We start from the raw sequence: 17126 nt of genomic DNA on the forward strand, positions 1-17126 counted from the left end.
GAGCCCGTGTCGTTTTGGGAAAAGGCTGCTAAGGTTGTTAAGAGAGTGGTAAGAAGTGGCATCGCCCTGAGTCAGGTGCCAAGTAAAGAGCGTGAAACGGCATGGAACGAATGATGGAACCAAGTCTGAATGACATCGACGACATGATTGTTCATGAGAAGATGCAGGCAGCCCTGGAACACCAGAATGAGGCCTGGGCGGATGGCATGGCCGATGGCATCGAGCCTGAAATCATTGCCGACGCTGCCATTGCGCTTGCCATGCGCGAAACGATCCGCCTTCATGGCGAAGAAGGTGCCGAGGCCATGCTGAATTCGCTTCGCGAGCGTATGCTGGCCGGTGAATTCTCACCGGAACGCACCCTGCAGTAGTTTCGAGGCTATCATGGAACGTCAGCTGTCAGCATGCCGGATGCGTGCGGTTCGCCTTTCTGCGTTGCTGCTTTCCAGCCTGCTCGTCTCATCCATCCTCCTACCCCATCGAGCCTTCGCACTCAGCGAATTGAAGCAGATACCTGGCGAAACGAGCCAGGATAAGCCGGCCAAGGACGTTCCCGAAGAAGACGAGCCACGCGATACCGGCCCCATGCAGATTCCGATGCCGGATCCGCTGGTCAACAAGCCTGCCCGTGACGCCAAGGATGATTCGATAGAGGACAAGGCGCCAGCCGCTCCGGTCGAGGTCCTGTCGGACGTTTCCAAAATTCCCAAGCCGGTCGCCCGGATGCGCGAATTGATCGTCGAGGCTGCCGCCTCCGGCGACATCGAACGGCTGCGGCCCCTGCTCGGCAAAGGTCCGACCCAGACTCAAGTCGGCGAGGCCGATGCCGATCCGATCGAGACGCTGAAGGGCCTGTCGGGCGATCCGCAAGGGATCGAAATCCTGGCGATCCTGCTCGATGTGCTGTCGGCCGGTTTCGTTCTCGTCGACAAGGGTACGCCTGAAGAAGCCTATGTCTGGCCCTACTTCACCGAAAAGCCGCTGGCATCCCTGACCCCGCCGGAAAAGGTTGATCTGTTCCGTCTGGTGACCGCCGGCGATTTCGCCGAGATGGAAGAAGGCGGCAATTACAATTTCTACCGCGTGGGGATCACACCTGACGGCCAGTGGAAATTTTTCGTGGCTGGCGACTAACGGCGGCGCAAAGCGCTTGCCGCGGCGCGTGCGAAATCCTACCTGTTTCACCTGACAAACAGGATAAACGCCATGCAGCCCGTCACCCTTCCAGATCGTGCCATGATTACCGTGTCGGGACAGGACGCGCAGGAATTCCTGCAAGCGCTGATCACCACCGATCTCGACCTTCTCGAAGACGGCGAAGCAAAGCCCGGCGCGCTTTTGACACCACAGGGCAAGATTCTGTTTGACTTCATGGTCAGCCGCGACGGCGCGACGATCAATCTCGAAACCGGCGCGGATCAGGCCGAAGCGCTGTTGAAGCGATTGACCATGTACAAGCTACGCGCGCCGATTTCACTGTCGCTCGCCAATCCTGCCGCCGTTGCCATCCGTTTCGACGAGGCGCCCGGCGCCTATCGCGATGCGCGTTTTGCCAAGGCCGGACTGGCCGTTTTCCGCACCTATGGTGGAGAGGGCGAAACGGCTGGCACCGGCGACTATGATCGCCTTCGCATTCAGAGCGGTATTGCCGTTTCGGGCTCCGATTATGCTCTGCAGGACGCTTTTCCCCATGATGTGCTGATGGACAAGAACGGCGCACTGTCCTTCAAGAAGGGCTGCTATGTCGGCCAGGAAGTCGTGTCGCGCATGCAGCATCGCGGCACCGCGCGGCGGCGTGTGGTGATTGTCGCAGCAGAAACCGCACTGCCGGAAACCGGAACAGCGCTGACGGTCAAGGGACGCTCGATCGGCACGCTCGGCAGCGTCATTGGCGCATCAGGCTTGGCGATCGTGCGCATCGACAAGGCTGGCGAAGCCATCGCTTCGGGCGAGCCGATCCTTGCCGGAGACACCGCGGTAACGCTCACCCTGCCCACCTGGACAGGCCTGGATTTCCCGGCTGAAGCCGGTGAGGAAAGCGCCTGATGTCTGCCCGTGCCTGGCAGCGCATGCTTTCCGGACGGCGGCTCGATCTGCTCGACCCCTCACCGCTCGATGTCGAGCTGTCCGATATCGCCCACGGGCTTGCCCGTGTTGCCCGCTGGAACGGCCAGACGGACGGTGATCACGCCTTTTCCGTTGCCCAGCATAGCCTTGTCGTCGAGGAAATCTTTCGCCGCCAGTTCAGCTGCACAGCCGAGGAATGCCAGATGGCCCTGCTGCATGATGCCCCGGAATATGTGATCGGCGACATGATCTCGCCGTTCAAGGCCGTGGTCGGCGGCGGCTACAAGGTGGTCGAGAAGAGGTTGGAGAGCGCCATTCATCTGCGTTTCGGCCTTCCTGCCGCGGCATCGGCGGAGCTGAAGACCCGGATCAAGAAGGCCGATCAGATCGCTGCCTATTTCGAGGCGACCGTGCTTGCCGGATTTTCACTGACCGAAGCGCGCAAGTTCTTTGGCCAGCCGCGCGGCATCACCCGCGAGATGATCCTGATCGCTCCGCTGCCGGCCATCGAGGCGCAAAGATTGTTTGCTGAACGGTTTGCCGCGATCGAGACGGAACGTTCGGCTTTACGGGCGGTGTCCTGAGATGCCGGTGATCGTCGTCTCGCCCCTGTTGCGCATCGCCGAAATGGCTGTGCGCCATCGCGCCCGCGAAATGATCAGCCTGATGGCCAAGGAGCAGGCCTTTCATCGTCCGGCCGTGATTACGGCTGCCCGGCATCTGCTGCTGGGAATGAACGATATTACCTTTTCCGGAAATGCCGCTCTTGTCGCTCCGGGCGAAGAGCACGTGCAACAGATCATCGACTTTGCGCGGCAATGGGATCGTTCGGCTCCGTTGCTGATCCACTGCTGGATGGGCATATCGCGCTCGCCCGCCGCTGCCGTTATCGCCTCCCTGGCGGTTGAGCCCGATCAGGACGAAACAGAGCTTGCATTGCGGCTGCGCGCCGCCTCCGCCTATGTCACGCCCAATTCCCGGCTGATCGAGATCGGTGATCGGATGTTGTCGCGCAACGGCCGGCTGGTGGCGGCAATCAAGGCCATCGGCCGCGGTGCCGATACCGATGGAAACGTGCCCTTCGTCTTTTCCCCGCTGCCGGAGCCTGCCGTCCATGCCGGCTGACAGGACCGTTGGCGTCGAAATCGGCCTCAACGCCGCGATCGTCGCGGTGACCAGCCGCTCGCCGCGTATCCTCGCTGTCAGCGACGAACAGAGTGACAGCCGGGACGGCCTGCCCTTCGGCCCCTTCGACCCTGCCCGCCACCGGACATTCGAAACCAGCCTTCGCGCCAGCGTCGAGCAGCAGACGGCGCTTGATCTCGGGTACATCGAGCAGCTCTACACATTTGGCGACCAGGGCCGCCACCGCTCGGCGGGCGAAAGCAGTACGCATATGGTGTCGGTCGGCTATCTGGCGCTGACCCGCACGGACGCGGAAAACAACGCCCGCCTCGCCGAGGCCGGCGCCCATTGGCGCGACTGGTACAGCTACCTGCCGTGGGAAGACTGGCGGCAGGGCCGGCCAGTGCTGATCGACCAGATCATTCTTCCCGCCTTGCGCCAATGGGAAAAGGGCGGACATCAGGACGAGCGGATGGGCCTGCCGCAACGGCGCACCCGCACACGCCTTGCCTTCGGGCTCGATGATTTCCCCTGGGACGAGGAGCGCGTGCTGGAGCGCTACGAACTTCTCTATGAGGCCGGTCTGGTCGGCGAAGCCGTGGTCGACGGCCGCGCCAGCGCCACCGCCACTCCACCGGTTGGCCTGACAATGCGTCACGATCATCGCCGCATCGTTGCCACGGCGGTTGCGCGGCTGCGCGGCAAGATCAAATACCGGCCGGTGATCTTCGAACTGATGCCACCCGAATTCACGCTGACGGACCTGCAGGCGACGGTGGAAGCGATTTCCGGACGGCATCTGCACAAACAGAATTTTCGCCGTCTGGTCGAAGGCGCCGAACTGGTCGAGCCGACCGGCATGCTGACGGCTGCGACCGGTGGACGGCCAGCCGCCCTCTTCCGTTTCCGCCGCCAAATTCTCGACGAACGTCCGGCACCCGGCCTCAAAGTTGGTGGTCGATAAATGCTGCTGACAGCAACTGCCTTTTTTCAGGGTTGACGCACCGGCCCCGCGCTCCATCTCCCTCCCCTTCAAGCATGACAAGGGAAAGGCCCGATGGAACAACAGGCAACGGACGTCATCATCGCCACACGCACGGCGCTCAGTCAGGCAAGCGCGCTGGCGGTGCAATATTCCTTCTCGGTCCTCGGCGCCGTCATCCTTTTGTTTGTAGGATGGATCATTTCGCGGCTTCTGCACAACTGGGCTTATTCCGGCCTGTCACGGGTGCGCGGCATCGACGAGACGCTCGCCCGGTTTTTCTCCAATATCGTGCGCTACGCGGTCCTGCTGCTGGTCTTCATCACCGTTCTTGGCCAGTTCGGTGTACAGACCGCCTCGATCATCGCGACCTTGGGCGCCGCCGGTCTGGCCATCGGGCTCGCGCTACAGGGAACTCTGCAGAACATAGCGGCGGGAATCATGCTCCTGGTGCTGCGGCCGTTCCGGGTCGGAGAGTCGATCGAAACGCCTGCCGTCACCGGCACCGTCACGGAAATCGGTCTCTTCGCAACGGAGCTGAGGACAGCGGATGGGCTCTATCGCCTCGCACCAAACTCGACGCTCTGGAATGTTCCGGTCACCAACTACAGCCGCGAGCGCCTGCGGCGCCATGACCTGACGGTAATCATCGGCAATCACGAGGATATCGATGCGGCTCAGGCCGCCTTGCTGGATCTTGCGAAAGGAAATCCGGCCATCGAACAAACCCCGGCCCCCTCGACTTTCATTGCCGATCTGAGCAAGGACGGGACATCGCTGACGCTTCGCTACTGGGTGGGCACCGCCAAATGGTGGGCAACGACACGCGATATGCTGCGGGCCGCCAAGCGTGTCTTTTATCTGCCTGAACAGCCAGCCGAGGATCCGGCCCCCTCGTAGGGCCGGGGCTGCTATTCGATGACCGCACAAGCGAGCCGGTCACCGGCATCACCCGAAGGCTGGCTGCGATTGTCGTCGGATTTCGCATGCACCATCAGCGCCCGGCCGCGAATACCGTTATCGGCATTGTCGAGCACCACCATGCTGTTGAAGACCTGCGCTCGCATGACGCCATCGGCGCCGACATACTGGTTGGGCATATCACCGGCATGCGGGCCGTTGGCGGCGAGAAAACCATGTTCGGCATTACCCGGGTTGAAATGCTTGCCGGCCGATTCATGATTGTGCGCGGCGTCGCATTTGCCGGTCTCGTGCACATGAAAGGCCACCCACTTTCCGGGCGGCAGGTTTGTCACCTCCACCTCGATCAGCACGCCATTCTTACCCTGCGTCAGGGTTGCCCGTCCCGTCTCCTTGCCATCCTTGCCGATGAAATTGGCGATGGCAGTCTGGGATGACGATTGTGCAAAAACGCCTGTCGATGTGACGAGAACAAGGGCGAGCGTGGGGAGCAAGCATTTCATCAGACATTCCTCCAGTGGATGATTGGCTGAAGATGCAACGCCTGATGCGGCCAGCAGTTCCACAATCAACCGGTGTGGCCGGAGAAACCCGGTGATGTGCGGATCAGAATATCCGGATCGCCGACGTGGTGATGATGACGAGGGAAACGGCGATCAGAAGCGGCCTGACCGGCAAATGCTTGACGACGATCGCGCCGATGGGAGCAGCCAGCACTCCACCCAGCACGAGACCGATCGCCGAGCCGAGATCGGACCAGCCAAGCGTGAATACGAACGTCGCCGAGATCGTCAGGGTGACGAGAAACTCGGTCAGGCTGGTGGAACCGATGACCTTTTTCGGGTCATGGCCGCGGCCGATCAGTGATGTCGTCACGATCGGCCCCCAGCCGCCGCCGCCCGCAGCATCGAGAACGCCGCCACCCAAACCGATGAACGGCACGGCCCAATCCCTGACCTCGCGCACCCAGAGCGGCCGCACCGCCTTGAACAGGATATAGAGGCCGACCAGCACCAGATAGGCCGAAACGAACGGCTCGATCACCTTGCCATCAATGTTCGACACGCCGTAGGCGCCGAGCGCCCCGCCGATCATGCCAGCGGGAGCCAGCCGCGCGACAAGCCGCCAGTTGATGTTGCGCTGATAGGTATGCGATGCACCGGATGCAGCGGTCGTGAAGATTTCGGCGATATGAGTCATCGCGCTTGCCGTTGCCGGCGGGACACCGAAGGCCAGAAGGCTGGTGGTGGACAGCAGGCCGAAGGCCATTCCCAGAGCGCCATCGACCAATTGTGCGAAGAAACCGATGACAACGAAAATCCAGAAATCTGCCGACACGAACAATCCTTCTTCAAATCCAGCGATTGGAAACGCGGCCTATTTGCGCCAACCACGCCGTGTAGGTAAAGGTTCCCTGACGGCAATTCACAAGCCCTATGACCAACGGCCGTGATGAAAACAGGAGAAACCGATGAAGATCATTGCTCTTCTCCTCGCCGGTGCTGTTCTGACGGCCCCGGAGGACAAGCCTGCCATTTCCGATTATTTCGGTAACAACGGTACCACCAGCCAACCGGCGATTACCCAATGCAACCTGACCAGCGACGACCTGAATGGACAGTTCAAAACCTGCCGCTACGACTGCGGCAAGACGCTGACGATCGGCGCGCGCCTGGTCTGTCCGTTCGTACTGCAACGATAGGAAGCAAGAGATGACGGGGTTCGACTGGCACGCTGATCCGATCGACCGCAACACGGCGGTCACGCGCAACTATCGCAACACGCAGAATGTCCGCCGTTTTCTCGCCACAGAATGTGGTGACGGCTTTGCGCTCGACCGCGCCTTCATGGCCTGGATCAAGGACGGCACGGAAAAGACGATGGGTGACGTCGCCGACGAATGGAAGCGGCGTCACACAATCGCTGGTGCCTGACGCGCCCGCATTTAGCCGATGACGATATCAAGCCCGATATCCAGCGTCGGCGCGGCCATGGTGATTTTTGAGGTCGAGATATAGTCGACGCCGGTTTCGGCGATGGCACGAATAGTCTGGAAGTTTACGTTGCCTGACGCTTCCAGCTTCGTCCGGCGCGGGTCGGACGGATAGGCGTCAGCGGACAGTTGCCAATGCGCGGCGTTGATGGCCACGGCCTCCCTGAGCAGATCAGACCCCATATTGTCGAGCAGGATCACGTCCGGGCTGGCGGTCAGCGCCTCGCGCATCTGGTCGAGACCATCGACCTCGACCTCGATCTTGACGAGATGACCGCAATAGGCGCGCGCCGCATGAACAGCAGAGGCAACGCCGCCGGAGACGGCGATATGGTTGTCCTTGATCAGGATCGCGTCGTCCAGGCCATATCTGTGATTGGATCCACCGCCGAGACGCACCGCATATTTTTCCAGCGCCCGCAGGCCAGGAATGGTTTTTCGCGTGCAGCAAACTTTTGCCCGGGTATGGGCGATCTCGGCCGCGAACTTCGATGTGTAGGTGGCGACGCCGCAGAGATGCATGAGGAAATTCAGCGCGACGCGCTCGGCCGACAGCAGGCCACGGGCCGGGCCGGAGATGCGGGCCATCGCCGTGCCCGGCGCAATCTGGTCGCCGTCCTTCACCAGCGCCTCGAAGCGGATGGCCGGATCGATCAGGCGAAAGGCGGTGCGGGCAAGCTCCATGCCGACAACGACACCGGTTTCACGGGCGTTCATTTCAGCTGTTGCCGTCCGGTCCGGGGCAATCGTCGCATAGGTGGTGATATCACCGGCGCGGCCGAGATCTTCCAGAAGGGCCGTGCGAACCTGATCCTCGACCATCAGGGCGGGCAGTTCGGGGCGAAGGGCGGTTTGTGTCATGATTGAGCACTTTCGGTTTCGAACTGGTAGAATTCCTCTTCTCCCCTGCGGGGGAGAAGTGCCGAGCGAATGCGAGGCGATGAGGGGGGCGGCACGGCACAGTCCGGGTTTGCGGCCCCCTCATCCGGCCCTACGGGCCACCTTCTCCCCGGTGGGGAGAAGAACCACCTATACACTCTCCGTTTCCGCCACTTCGGCGACGACCCGGTCGGCTTCAGCGAGTGTGAGGAACGTGCGGTGCTTCCATTCCGGGCGCGGATCCGGGTAGTCGGAGCGGTAATGACCGCCGCGGCTTTCCGTTCGCAGATAGGCGCCGGTGGTGATCAGTTTGGCCGTGGTGACGATGTTGCTGAAGCGCAACCGGGTGTTCTGACGCTCGAGATTGGCAATTGCCCGGATGGCGCGCGTCAGCGTGTCCTGGCTGCGGATGACGCCGACATGATCGCTCATGATATGGCGCAGCGCCGTCAGCGGCGGGCTGTCTTCCAGCGTTACCGGATCGTCATTTTCTCCGGCATTGGCGCCCCAGTCGGTGATCTTCGGCTCCGGCAACATGCCCTTGATATTTTCGGCGATGCGGGCGGCAAAGACCACGGCCTCAAGCAGCGAATTGGAGGCGAGCCGGTTGGCGCCGTGGACGCCGGTGGAGGTCACCTCGCCCGCGGCCCAGAGTCCATCGATCGAGGTCCGGCCTTCCGCATCGGTCAGGACGCCACCCATGTGATAATGAACCGCCGGAACGACCGGGATGGGCTGTGTGACCGGATCGATGCCTGCCGACATGCAGGAGGCATAGACAGTCGGGAACGCTTCGGGGAAATGTGCGCCGACCGCCTTGGTGCAATCGAGAAACGCGCCGCGCCCGGCCTGCACTTCGGCAAACACACCCCGCGAAACGATGTCGCGCGGTGCGAGTTCGCCGTCCGGATGGATATCCAGCATGAAGCGTTTGCCGGCCGAATTGATCAGGTGGGCGCCGTCGCCGCGCAGGGCTTCGGTTGCCAAAGGGGCAGGATCGCGGCCGATATTGATCGCGGTCGGATGAAACTGGATGAATTCCGGATCGGCGATGATCGCACCGGCACGCGCTGCCATACCGACACCCTGGCCGCACGCTTCGGTCGGATTGGTGGTGACGGAAAAGAGATGGCCGACGCCGCCTGAGCACAGCACCACCGCGCGGGCCGGAAACGACACACGGTTCTTCGACTGTCCGGCATCCGGACGGGCGATGACGCCGGAGATGAACCGGCCCTGCCGCACCAGTTCCTCGACGACATACCCTTCCAGAACGCGGATCGACGGCGTGTTGCGCACGGCGGCAATCAGCGCTTCCATGATCGCCTTGCCGGCCATATCACCCTTGACGCGGACGATGCGGCGCTCGGAATGGGCGGCTTCGCGCGACAGAAGCAGCTTGCCTTCCAGATCGTGATCGAAGGGCACGCCATAGCCGAGCAGATCGTGGATGCGGGCCGGGCCTTCCGCCACCATCAACCGCGTCATCTTTTCATCGACGATACCGGCCCCGGCCACCAGCGTATCGGCAACGTGTTTGTCGATCGTATCGCCAAGTCCCATGGCAGCAGCAATGCCGCCCTGCGCCCAGGCGGACGAAGCGCCGTGACCGATGGGCGCTGCTGCGAGCACCGTTACAGGACGCGGGCTGAGCTTCAGCGCGCAGAAAAGCCCGGCGAGGCCACCGCCGACAATGACGATATCGTCGATGCCGTTGAAGGACTGTGGGCGGAAATGATCGGTCAGCATGCTCTTCCTCCTCCGGGAGTGTCTCCCTCTTCTCCCCTGCGGGAGAAGTGCCGAGCGCAGCGAGGGGATGTGGGGGCGGTAGGGCAAACTCCGGTTTGCTCGCCCCCGTCATCCGGCCTCCGGTCACCTTCTCCCCGCTGGGGGGAAGAGGCAGCGCCCGGCTTCCCCTTTATTGCTTCAAATTCACCATCCGCTCGACGGCAAGCCTGGCGCGATCGGCGATTGCCGGATCGACCAGAACTTCCTCCGTCATGAACAACAGGCTGTCGAGAATCTTCGGCAGCGTGATGCGCTTCATGTGCGGACAGAGATTGCACGGCTTGATGAAATCGACGCCGGTGATCTCGGCCTGGATGTTGGAGGCCATCGAGCATTCGGTGACCAGCAGCACGCGCGGCGGGCGCTTGTCCTTGACATAGTTGATCATGCCGGCGGTCGAACCAGCGAAATCGCAGACGGCGATGACATCCGGATGGCATTCCGGGTGACCGATGATCTCGATCGACGGATCGGCTTCCTTGTAGGCCAGCAGCTCGGCCGCCGTGAAGCGCTCGTGCACTTCGCAATGGCCCTTCCAGGTGAGGATCTTCTTGTTCGTCTGCTTGGCGACGTTCATGGCCAGGTATTCGTCGGGGATGCAGAGGACGGTGTCGCTCTCCAGGCTTTCAACGACGGCCAGCACGTTGGACGACGTGCAGCAAATGTCGGTCTCGGCCTTCACGTCAGCAGAGGTGTTGACGTATGTCACCACCGGCACGCCGGGATAGCGCTGTTTCAAAAGCCGGACATCGGCGCCGGTGATCGATTCCGACAGCGAGCAACCGGCCTTGCCGTCCGGGATCAGCACGGTCTTTTCCGGATTAAGCAGCTTGGAAGTCTCGGCCATGAAATGCACGCCGCACTGGATAATGATCTCGGCATCGACCTTGGTGGCATCACGCGCCAGCTGCAGACTGTCGCCGACGATATCGGCGACGCAGTGGAAGATGTCCGGGGTCTGGTAATTATGGGCGAGGATGACCGCGCCACGCTCTTTCTTCAGCCGGTTGATGGCATGCACATAGGGCGCATAAACCGGCCATTCGAAGGCGGGCACGAACTGCTTGACGCGCTCATACAGATGCTCGGTTTCGCGGGCGATCTCCGGCGTGAACGTCAGGTCCGGCCGCTCGATTATGCCGAAACGCTCGGCTGCGGTCTTTACCGCGCCGGAACCTTCAAGGGTTGCCTTGCTCTGTGCGATGGTCATCGACTGCTCCTCTTGCCGCCCCTCCGGCGGCTGACCTATTTTGCTCAAACTGAGCATAATAGGATCAAAACAAAACCGGCAGGGCCGGGAGATGAGATTTAGAAAGTTTTGTGACAGTTTTCAAGAATGCACTCCCGCTATTTTCTGCGGGAGTGCAAGAAATCGCGGGTGTCAGGCCACCGCTGGACGGGTCACAGCCTTTTCCTCGATCGGCCAATGGACGATGGCGGCAAAGACGCCAAGCGCCACGCCGAGCCACCAGACCGGATCGTAGGACCCGAAATGGTCATAGAGATAGCCGCCCATCCAGACGCCAAGGAAGGAGCCGATCTGGTGCGACAGGAAGACAATACCGCCAAGCAGGCCGAGATGGCGCGTGCCGAACATGATGGCGACAAGCCCGTTTGTCGGCGGCACCGTCGATAGCCAGAGCAGGCCCATGAGCGCGGCAAAGATGATCACCGACGTTGGCGACTGCGGCAGCAGCAGGAAGGCGGACACCACCACCGACCGGCCAATATAGATCCACGACAGAAAATACGGCTTCGAATAACGCTGGCCGATGAAACCGGCAGCGAGCGAACCGATGATGTTGAAGAAGCCGATCAGGGCGAGCGCAATCACCGCGTAACGCGCATCGATGCCGATATCGCCGATATAGGCCGGAAAATGCGCAGTGATGAAAGCCACCTGATAGCCACAGACGAAGAAGCCGGTGACAAGCAAAAGATAGCTCTTGTGGCCGAGTGCTTCCTTCAGCGCCTCGCCGATCGACTGCTTGTACTGCGCTTCCTTCTGGGTGCCGGACGAGGAGTTGCCACGCAACGGGATGGCAAATAGCGGCACCAGCAACATCAGCGCGCTCATGTAGATCAGGCTGTCCGACCAGCCGAAGGCGGAGATCAGGCCCTGGCTCAGCGGCGCAAACAGGAACATCCCGGCGGAACCGGCCGCCGTGCAGATGCCGAAGGCCATCGAGCGCTGCTCCGGCGTGACGTTGCGGGCGAAGGCCGACAGCAGGATACCGAACGAACCGGAACCGACCCCCAGCCCCACCATGACGCCGCCGCCGATATGCAGCCAGATCGGCGCGTTGGCAAATGCCATGATGATCAGGCCAGCGGCATAGACGAGACCGGAAAAAGCCAGCACTCGCCAAGAGCCGTATTTATCGGCGATTGCCCCGAAGAACGGCTGGCTGACGCCCCAGGCAAGGTTCTGGAAGGCCATGGCAAGGCCGAACGTGGTGCGGTCCCAGCCGGTATCGGCGAGCATCGGCAGCTGGAAGAAGCCCATGGCCGAGCGCGGTCCGAAGGTCAGAACGGCGATGAGGGACCCGGCAATGATGATTAGCCAGGGCAGACCGGGACTGGCTGCGGGCGCCCGCGTTGCGGATGGGGAGGAAACGGCGGACATGAGCGACTCCGTGTGATTGAGGCCGCAACTTACGCTGTAGCATCTTGCTAAAAAAGCGAAATAAAATGACGTTCGGATCAGCCACATTGATGGATAAGCCGCTATCGATCAGCGACGCGCGCGAAAACTATTACGATAATCCCGCGGCGTACGCATCTTCAACGCCTTGAACTGGCGATTGAAATTGGCAAGCGAGCCGTAACCGACCTCACCGGCGATATGGGCAACCGGCCGGTCCGTTCCCGATAGCAGCGCGCAGGCTTCGCCGATCCGCAGGCGCATGACATAGTCCGATATTGTCGTTTGCAGATGGCGCCCGAACAGACGGTGCAAGCCGGACGGACTGAGGGCGGCGATCCCCGCCAGTACATCGACCGGCAGGCTTTCGGCGTAGTGGAGGTGAATATGATCGAGAACACGATCGAGACGGGCGCGATCGCCCTGCCCTGCCGCCGGTACAGCCAGTGTGCTCGACAGGGGCTTTGCTTCCCTATCACGGGCAAGCAAGGTCAGAATTCGAATGGCGCTCAGCAACCGGTCTTCCGGCGGCTCGGTGAAAGCTGCCTCGATCAGCGGCCGGGCTTGCGCTGCAAACTGCGGCGAGAATTTCAGGCCGGCGCTTGCGCCTATCAGCATGACGCGCGCGGCGGCCAGTTCCGTGAAGGTCGCATCGAGGGCCTCCACCCATTCCGGGCGGAACCACAGGACCAGCGCCACATGCGGACGGTCCGTATCGATCTTTTCGGCCGAACACCAGGTATGCGGCAGGTTGGAGCCCACCAGCACGAGGTCACCGTCGTCATACGTCCCGATATGATCGCCGATGAACCGTTCGCCGCGCGAATTGAGCGTCAGCGTCAACTCCAGTTCGGGATGGTGGTGCCATTGAAACGGGATACCGTCGTCCAGCCGGCGGTTGAGCATCGACCAGGATGAATCGGCGGCAGGCCGCAAGCGCTCAAGATGTGGCTTCATTCCCGCATATTCCCAAACAACTACGCCAGAATAGTATCAGAACTTGCGTCGTGGCGACAACATCAACACTCCAAGGGGGCTATCCTCTCTTCATCGATACACGTCATGGAGAAGAGGAAGCGCCATGCAGACTGCCGCCAAGAAAGACAGCCATCCGACCAGCAGCGCGGTCGAGACGCAGCTGAAGGACATCAAGAAGACACTGCCGCTCAGGGTCTTGTCTGAAGCCGATTGGCAACACTGGATCACCCGCGGTTACGTGATCGTGCGCCAGGCCGTACCGATGGCGAATGTCGAGCGGCTGGTCAACCTGCTCTGGCAGTTCGACGAAAAGGACCCGGCCAATCCGGACACTTGGTATGCGCCGCAACGCCGCGAACACAAGATGAAGGAACTCAACAATACTGGCATGCTGGAGATCTACAATCACCAGCATCTCTGGGACAATCGCCAGGAGCCGCGTGTCTACGGCGCCTTTGTCGATATCTGGGACCGCGAAGACCTCTGGGTGACGATCGACCGGGCAAACCTCAATCCGCCGAAACGGGTGAAGGGCAATCCGGGCGGCTTCATCCACTGGGATGTGGATACCTCGATCACGCCTCTGCCTGTCGGCGTGCAGGGCGTTCTCAGCCTGAAGAAGCAGGACGGCGATGTCGGCGGATTCCAGTGCATTCCCTGGCTGTTCGAGCACCATGAAGAATGGGTGAAAACGCAGCCCACTGACCGCGACCCGATGCATCCGGACACAGCAGGCCTTGATGTCGTCAACATCGAGATGGAGCCCGGCGATCTGTTGATCTTCAACTCGTTGCTGGCGCATGGTGTGCGGCCAAACCATTCCGGCGACCGGGTGCGAATGGCGCAATATATCTCCATGCACCCGGCCGAGGAGAGCAACGAAACCGAACGGCAGGAACGCATCCGGCTCTGGCGCGAACGCGACCATCCCCGCCGCGATGCCTTTCCCGGCGACCCACGCGAATGGGAAAAGCAGAATGCCGCGACCGCTGAACTCAGCCCCCTCGGTGAAAAGCTGCTTGGCTTGAAGAGCTGGACATAACGTTTTTAAGCAGGGTGTTTTTCACCGGTGAAAAACACCCTGCAAGACTGTCCGTATGGGCAAGGGCCAGCGGCTGATAGCTTTCCCGCAAACATCACGCGGAGGTCATCATGCTCGACAGGACAAAACCAACCGGCATCACACTTTGGGACGGACGCAGCATTCCGCGTCTTGGCATGGGCTGCTGGGCCATCGGTGGTCCATTCTATGCCGGAGACGTGCCGCTCGGCTGGGGTGATGTCGATGATGCGGAATCGATCCGGGCGATCCATCGCGCCATCGATCTCGGTATCCGCTTCTTCGACACGGCGTCGAACTACGGCGCCGGTCATTCCGAGGATGTTCTGGGCCAAGCCCTCGCCTCTCATCCCGACATTGTCATCGCCACCAAATTCGGCTTCGCCACCGATCCGGCAACAAAACAGGCGACAGGCGCCTTTGCGTCGCCGGAATTCATCCGGGCCTCAGTGGAAACCTCGCTAAAGCGGTTGAAGCGCCAGCGGATCGACCTCCTGCAATTCCATCTCAATGAATTCGATCCGCATGAGGCCGATGCGGTCTTTACCACACTCGACGGCCTGCGAGCCGAGGGCAAGATCGCCGCCTATGGCTGGAGCACGGACTGGCCGGACCGGGCGGCGCGCTTTGCCGGGCGCGATGGCTTCGTTTCGGTGCAGCATACGATGAACGTTCTGGAGCCGGCAGACGAGATGATCAGGCTCGTCGAACAGACCGATCTCATTTCGATCAACCGCGGCCCTTTGGCAATGGGTCTGCTCTCCGGCAAGTTCAAGCCGGGCGACCGACTGGCCGCAAACGATGTGCGCAGCGCCGATCTCGACTGGCTGCAATATTTCCGCGACGGCGTGGTCTCTCCTGAGTTTTCACGGCGGCTCGATGTGATCCGCGACCTCCTGCAAACGGACGGCCGGACATTGACGCAAGGGGCTCTCGCCTGGCTTTGGGCACGCTCGCCCAACACACTACCGATCCCCGGCTTTCGCACGGTGAAGCAGGTCGAGGAAAATGCCGGGGCGCTGGAGAAGGGGCCACTACCAGCACTGGTCATGGAGGAGATTGACGGCGCGTTGCGGTGCGAACGGCGTTAAGCCCTGATCTTCATCGGCCAGCGGTCGGCTCGTTCGCTGACAACACGCATCTCGTCGCCGAGATTGATCGCGCCCTCGCTGCGCGGCACGGCATTCCAGCCGAACAGGACACCCGGAACGCGACGGTCGGCTGACATGCGCTTTTCGGCAAGCCCCTGGATCGGGTTGCCGCCGATGCGCTCGCCGGTGACCTGGTCCTGCGTTGTCATGATGCAGCGGGCGCAGGGTTTGACGAGATCGAAGATGATGCCCCCGATCTCGACGCTTTCCCAAAAATCCTCTTCCCAGGGATCGTCATTGTCGATCAGGATATTGGTGCGGAAACGGTCCATACCGACCGGCTCCTGTCCCTTTGCAATCAGCGTGACGTTGAGATCGGCAAGCGACGATGTGGTGGTGATCAGCACCGGAAAACCATCGGCAAAGCCGACGGGTGCCGCCTTGCCCGCCCATTCCTCGCCGACCGCGCGGGTGGCGCGCTCATCCATATGCACCAGCTTGACCGGGCGGCCGAACCAGCCGGACAGCGTGGTATTGGTATGGTCTTCGGACACGGCGGCGTTGACCTTGCTGTCCCAGACGCGAACATCCAGCCGCCGGGCGGGATCGAAGGAGACGGTGGTGGACCGGGTTCCCATTTTCAGGTGAACGCCGCCGGTCACATGGGTGGCTTCCACCTGCGCCAGAAGCTGCAATTCGCGCTGGGTGATGAACTTTCCGTCGGGATCGACGACCATGAAGCGGCGGTCTCCGGCCAAGCCGTCATGCTGGATCGAAACCGAAGTCTGCGGGATGGCGCGGCCGCTCTTCAGCGGGTGGATGTTGAGACCAGTCACCTTCATGTCGTCACTCCCGAGCGTTCAGATTGTGATTCAAGCGCATTGCAGATCGATTCCGCAGATCACGGCAAGGCTTTGGTTTTTCTAGATTTCCTCAAGCAGCATGCCGAGCACAGCACGCAGCCGCTCCTGCCCTTGGCGGGCAAGCGCCCGGCCCGCCGCCGTCTGGAAACCATCGGTCAGCTTGAACAGTTTTGTCTCGAAATGATCAATGGCAAAGGCCTTGTCGTCGAGCGGGCGATTTTCGGCGAGTGGATCCAGCGGATCATAAAGGCCGCTGCCCATGCGTCCGGCAATGTAGAAGCAGCGGGCAGCACCAATCATGCCGATCGCATCGAGCCGGTCCGCATCCTGCAGAATTTTCGCCTCGAGGCTTTCAGGGGCAATGTTGGCAGAAAAACTGTGCGTGACGATCGCGTGGGCGACCGCAGTGATGTCCATGGTCCGCCAGCCGAGCGCATCCAGTATTTCGAATGCCTTCTCGGCCGCAAGCCGCGAGGCATGGGCGCGATCGGGCGAATTCTTTTCGACCGAAACGCAATCGTGCAGCAAAACCGCGGCCGCGATGATGCGCAGGTCTCCGCCTTCCGAGCCGTGGATGCGCAGCGCATTCTTCCACACCCGGATCAGATGAGCGGCATCATGCGAGCCGTCATTGCCGGAGACGGCGTAAGGCAGCAATTGTTCCGCAAGAGCCTGGTGAGGCGCAAAAGCGGCGGCGAGCGAAACACTGTGGCTCATGCGGCGTCCATCCAAACG

20 protein-coding genes are annotated in these 17126 nt (G+C 61.4%); 11 read left to right on the forward strand and 9 right to left on the reverse strand.

Annotated elements, in window-relative coordinates; all coding sequences use genetic code 11:
- Window positions 1-101 precede the first annotated feature (101 nt).
- The 7 genes from ACSQ3J_RS01445 (at window position 102) to ACSQ3J_RS01475 (ending at window position 5074) form a co-directional block, all read left to right on the forward strand.
- A complete protein-coding gene (locus ACSQ3J_RS01445) occupies window positions 102-371 on the forward strand; it encodes a hypothetical protein (protein WP_112834535.1) in 270 nt (89 codons plus the stop codon).
- A gap of 13 nt (window positions 372-384) precedes the next feature.
- The gene (locus ACSQ3J_RS01450) at window positions 385-1134 is read left to right on the forward strand and encodes a hypothetical protein (protein ID WP_436038540.1); all 750 of its coding nucleotides are present in this window, start codon (window positions 385-387) and stop codon (window positions 1132-1134) included.
- A 72-nt stretch (window positions 1135-1206) separates the two neighbouring features.
- Entirely contained in the window at window positions 1207-2046 is an 840-nt protein-coding gene (ygfZ, locus tag ACSQ3J_RS01455; protein WP_436038541.1) for a CAF17-like 4Fe-4S cluster assembly/insertion protein YgfZ, read from the forward strand.
- On the forward strand, window positions 2043-2651 hold the full coding sequence (locus tag ACSQ3J_RS01460; protein ID WP_436038958.1) for a YfbR-like 5'-deoxynucleotidase: 609 nt from the start codon (window positions 2043-2045) through the stop codon (window positions 2649-2651). Before ygfZ ends, ACSQ3J_RS01460 begins: the two co-directional genes overlap by 4 nt.
- Before the next feature lies 1 nt (window position 2652).
- The gene (locus ACSQ3J_RS01465; RefSeq protein WP_436038543.1) at window positions 2653-3192 is read left to right on the forward strand and encodes a tyrosine phosphatase family protein; all 540 of its coding nucleotides are present in this window, start codon (window positions 2653-2655) and stop codon (window positions 3190-3192) included.
- A complete protein-coding gene (locus tag ACSQ3J_RS01470; protein WP_436038544.1) occupies window positions 3182-4156 on the forward strand; it encodes an NUDIX hydrolase in 975 nt (324 codons plus the stop codon). Before ACSQ3J_RS01465 ends, ACSQ3J_RS01470 begins: the two co-directional genes overlap by 11 nt.
- Before the next feature lie 93 nt (window positions 4157-4249).
- Complete coding sequence (locus ACSQ3J_RS01475) at window positions 4250-5074, forward strand: mechanosensitive ion channel family protein (RefSeq protein WP_436038545.1); 825 nt, start codon at window positions 4250-4252, stop codon at window positions 5072-5074.
- Between the two features lie 11 nt (window positions 5075-5085).
- Here ACSQ3J_RS01475 and ACSQ3J_RS01480 read toward each other — a convergent pair whose 3' ends face one another.
- Together ACSQ3J_RS01480 and ACSQ3J_RS01485 are read right to left on the reverse strand one after the other, a co-directional pair.
- Window positions 5086-5598, reverse strand: coding sequence for a superoxide dismutase family protein (locus ACSQ3J_RS01480; RefSeq protein ID WP_436038546.1), 513 nt, complete (start codon window positions 5596-5598; stop codon window positions 5086-5088).
- A gap of 103 nt (window positions 5599-5701) precedes the next feature.
- The gene (locus tag ACSQ3J_RS01485) at window positions 5702-6433 is read right to left on the reverse strand and encodes a sulfite exporter TauE/SafE family protein (RefSeq protein WP_436038547.1); all 732 of its coding nucleotides are present in this window, start codon (window positions 6431-6433) and stop codon (window positions 5702-5704) included.
- Between the two features lie 133 nt (window positions 6434-6566).
- Between ACSQ3J_RS01485 and ACSQ3J_RS01490 the strand changes: the two genes are divergently transcribed.
- The gene (locus ACSQ3J_RS01490; RefSeq protein WP_436038548.1) at window positions 6567-6797 is read left to right on the forward strand and encodes a hypothetical protein; all 231 of its coding nucleotides are present in this window, start codon (window positions 6567-6569) and stop codon (window positions 6795-6797) included.
- A gap of 10 nt (window positions 6798-6807) precedes the next feature.
- Window positions 6808-7029, forward strand: coding sequence for a DUF6434 domain-containing protein (locus tag ACSQ3J_RS01495; RefSeq protein ID WP_436038549.1), 222 nt, complete (start codon window positions 6808-6810; stop codon window positions 7027-7029).
- An 11-nt stretch (window positions 7030-7040) separates the two neighbouring features.
- On the opposite strand, the gene nadC is transcribed toward ACSQ3J_RS01495, so the two are convergent.
- From nadC to ACSQ3J_RS01520, 5 genes are all read right to left on the reverse strand, one after another.
- Complete coding sequence (nadC, locus tag ACSQ3J_RS01500) at window positions 7041-7949, reverse strand: carboxylating nicotinate-nucleotide diphosphorylase (RefSeq protein ID WP_436038550.1); 909 nt, start codon at window positions 7947-7949, stop codon at window positions 7041-7043.
- Between the two features lie 168 nt (window positions 7950-8117).
- On the reverse strand, window positions 8118-9716 hold the full coding sequence (locus ACSQ3J_RS01505; RefSeq protein WP_060503591.1) for an L-aspartate oxidase: 1599 nt from the start codon (window positions 9714-9716) through the stop codon (window positions 8118-8120).
- Between the two features lie 169 nt (window positions 9717-9885).
- On the reverse strand, window positions 9886-10965 hold the full coding sequence (nadA, locus tag ACSQ3J_RS01510; RefSeq protein WP_060503592.1) for a quinolinate synthase NadA: 1080 nt from the start codon (window positions 10963-10965) through the stop codon (window positions 9886-9888).
- Window positions 10966-11136: 171 nt separating this feature from the next.
- Entirely contained in the window at window positions 11137-12381 is a 1245-nt protein-coding gene (locus ACSQ3J_RS01515) for an MFS transporter (protein ID WP_060503593.1), read from the reverse strand.
- Between the two features lie 108 nt (window positions 12382-12489).
- The gene (locus ACSQ3J_RS01520; RefSeq protein WP_060503594.1) at window positions 12490-13356 is read right to left on the reverse strand and encodes a helix-turn-helix domain-containing protein; all 867 of its coding nucleotides are present in this window, start codon (window positions 13354-13356) and stop codon (window positions 12490-12492) included.
- Window positions 13357-13480: 124 nt separating this feature from the next.
- On the opposite strand from ACSQ3J_RS01520, the gene ACSQ3J_RS01525 reads away from it, so the two are divergent.
- Both ACSQ3J_RS01525 and ACSQ3J_RS01530 read left to right on the forward strand, forming a co-directional pair.
- Window positions 13481-14419 (forward strand): phytanoyl-CoA dioxygenase family protein, encoded by a 939-nt coding sequence (locus ACSQ3J_RS01525; RefSeq protein WP_060503595.1) that lies wholly within the window; start codon window positions 13481-13483, stop codon window positions 14417-14419.
- A 110-nt stretch (window positions 14420-14529) separates the two neighbouring features.
- Window positions 14530-15528: an aldo/keto reductase gene (locus tag ACSQ3J_RS01530; RefSeq protein ID WP_060503596.1), complete on the forward strand. Its 999-nt coding sequence runs from the start codon at window positions 14530-14532 to the stop codon at window positions 15526-15528.
- Here the strand turns inward: ACSQ3J_RS01530 and ACSQ3J_RS01535 are convergent.
- Both ACSQ3J_RS01535 and ACSQ3J_RS01540 read right to left on the reverse strand, forming a co-directional pair.
- Window positions 15525-16370 carry an MOSC domain-containing protein gene (locus tag ACSQ3J_RS01535; RefSeq protein ID WP_060503597.1) on the reverse strand — a complete coding sequence of 282 codons (846 nt, stop codon included), beginning with the start codon at window positions 16368-16370 and terminating at the stop codon, window positions 15525-15527. The genes ACSQ3J_RS01530 and ACSQ3J_RS01535 overlap by 4 nt on opposite strands.
- Window positions 16371-16451: 81 nt before the next feature.
- Window positions 16452-17108, reverse strand: a complete 657-nt coding sequence (locus ACSQ3J_RS01540) for an HD domain-containing protein (RefSeq protein WP_060503598.1) — start codon at window positions 17106-17108, stop codon at window positions 16452-16454.
- Window positions 17109-17126: the final 18 nt, after the last annotated feature.

This window comes from Rhizobium sp. LjRoot98, assembly GCF_964252935.1.
Lineage (GTDB): Bacteria > Pseudomonadota > Alphaproteobacteria > Rhizobiales > Rhizobiaceae > Pararhizobium.

Bases quoted from the DNA above. Each gene is read 5' to 3' on its own strand.
- ACSQ3J_RS01490 (WP_436038548.1), top strand. From the start codon at position 6,567: ATGAAGATCATTGCTCTTCTCCTCGCCGGTGCTGTTCTGACGGCCCCG.
- ACSQ3J_RS01475 (WP_436038545.1), top strand. From the start codon at position 4,250: ATGGAACAACAGGCAACGGACGTCATCATCGCCACACGCACGGCGCTC.
- ACSQ3J_RS01525 (WP_060503595.1), top strand. From the start codon at position 13,481: ATGCAGACTGCCGCCAAGAAAGACAGCCATCCGACCAGCAGCGCGGTC.
- ACSQ3J_RS01470 (WP_436038544.1), top strand. From the start codon at position 3,182: ATGCCGGCTGACAGGACCGTTGGCGTCGAAATCGGCCTCAACGCCGCG.
- ACSQ3J_RS01540 (WP_060503598.1), bottom strand. From the start codon at position 17,108: ATGAGCCACAGTGTTTCGCTCGCCGCCGCTTTTGCGCCTCACCAGGCT.
- ACSQ3J_RS01465 (WP_436038543.1), top strand. From the start codon at position 2,653: ATGCCGGTGATCGTCGTCTCGCCCCTGTTGCGCATCGCCGAAATGGCT.
- ACSQ3J_RS01450 (WP_436038540.1), top strand. From the start codon at position 385: ATGGAACGTCAGCTGTCAGCATGCCGGATGCGTGCGGTTCGCCTTTCT.
- ACSQ3J_RS01515 (WP_060503593.1), bottom strand. From the start codon at position 12,381: ATGTCCGCCGTTTCCTCCCCATCCGCAACGCGGGCGCCCGCAGCCAGT.
- ACSQ3J_RS01520 (WP_060503594.1), bottom strand. From the start codon at position 13,356: ATGAAGCCACATCTTGAGCGCTTGCGGCCTGCCGCCGATTCATCCTGG.
- ACSQ3J_RS01535 (WP_060503597.1), bottom strand. From the start codon at position 16,370: ATGAAGGTGACTGGTCTCAACATCCACCCGCTGAAGAGCGGCCGCGCC.
- ACSQ3J_RS01480 (WP_436038546.1), bottom strand. From the start codon at position 5,598: ATGAAATGCTTGCTCCCCACGCTCGCCCTTGTTCTCGTCACATCGACA.
- ACSQ3J_RS01495 (WP_436038549.1), top strand. From the start codon at position 6,808: ATGACGGGGTTCGACTGGCACGCTGATCCGATCGACCGCAACACGGCG.
- ygfZ (WP_436038541.1), top strand. From the start codon at position 1,207: ATGCAGCCCGTCACCCTTCCAGATCGTGCCATGATTACCGTGTCGGGA.
- ACSQ3J_RS01530 (WP_060503596.1), top strand. From the start codon at position 14,530: ATGCTCGACAGGACAAAACCAACCGGCATCACACTTTGGGACGGACGC.
- nadA (WP_060503592.1), bottom strand. From the start codon at position 10,965: ATGACCATCGCACAGAGCAAGGCAACCCTTGAAGGTTCCGGCGCGGTA.
- nadC (WP_436038550.1), bottom strand. From the start codon at position 7,949: ATGACACAAACCGCCCTTCGCCCCGAACTGCCCGCCCTGATGGTCGAG.
- ACSQ3J_RS01505 (WP_060503591.1), bottom strand. From the start codon at position 9,716: ATGCTGACCGATCATTTCCGCCCACAGTCCTTCAACGGCATCGACGAT.
- ACSQ3J_RS01445 (WP_112834535.1), top strand. From the start codon at position 102: ATGGAACGAATGATGGAACCAAGTCTGAATGACATCGACGACATGATT.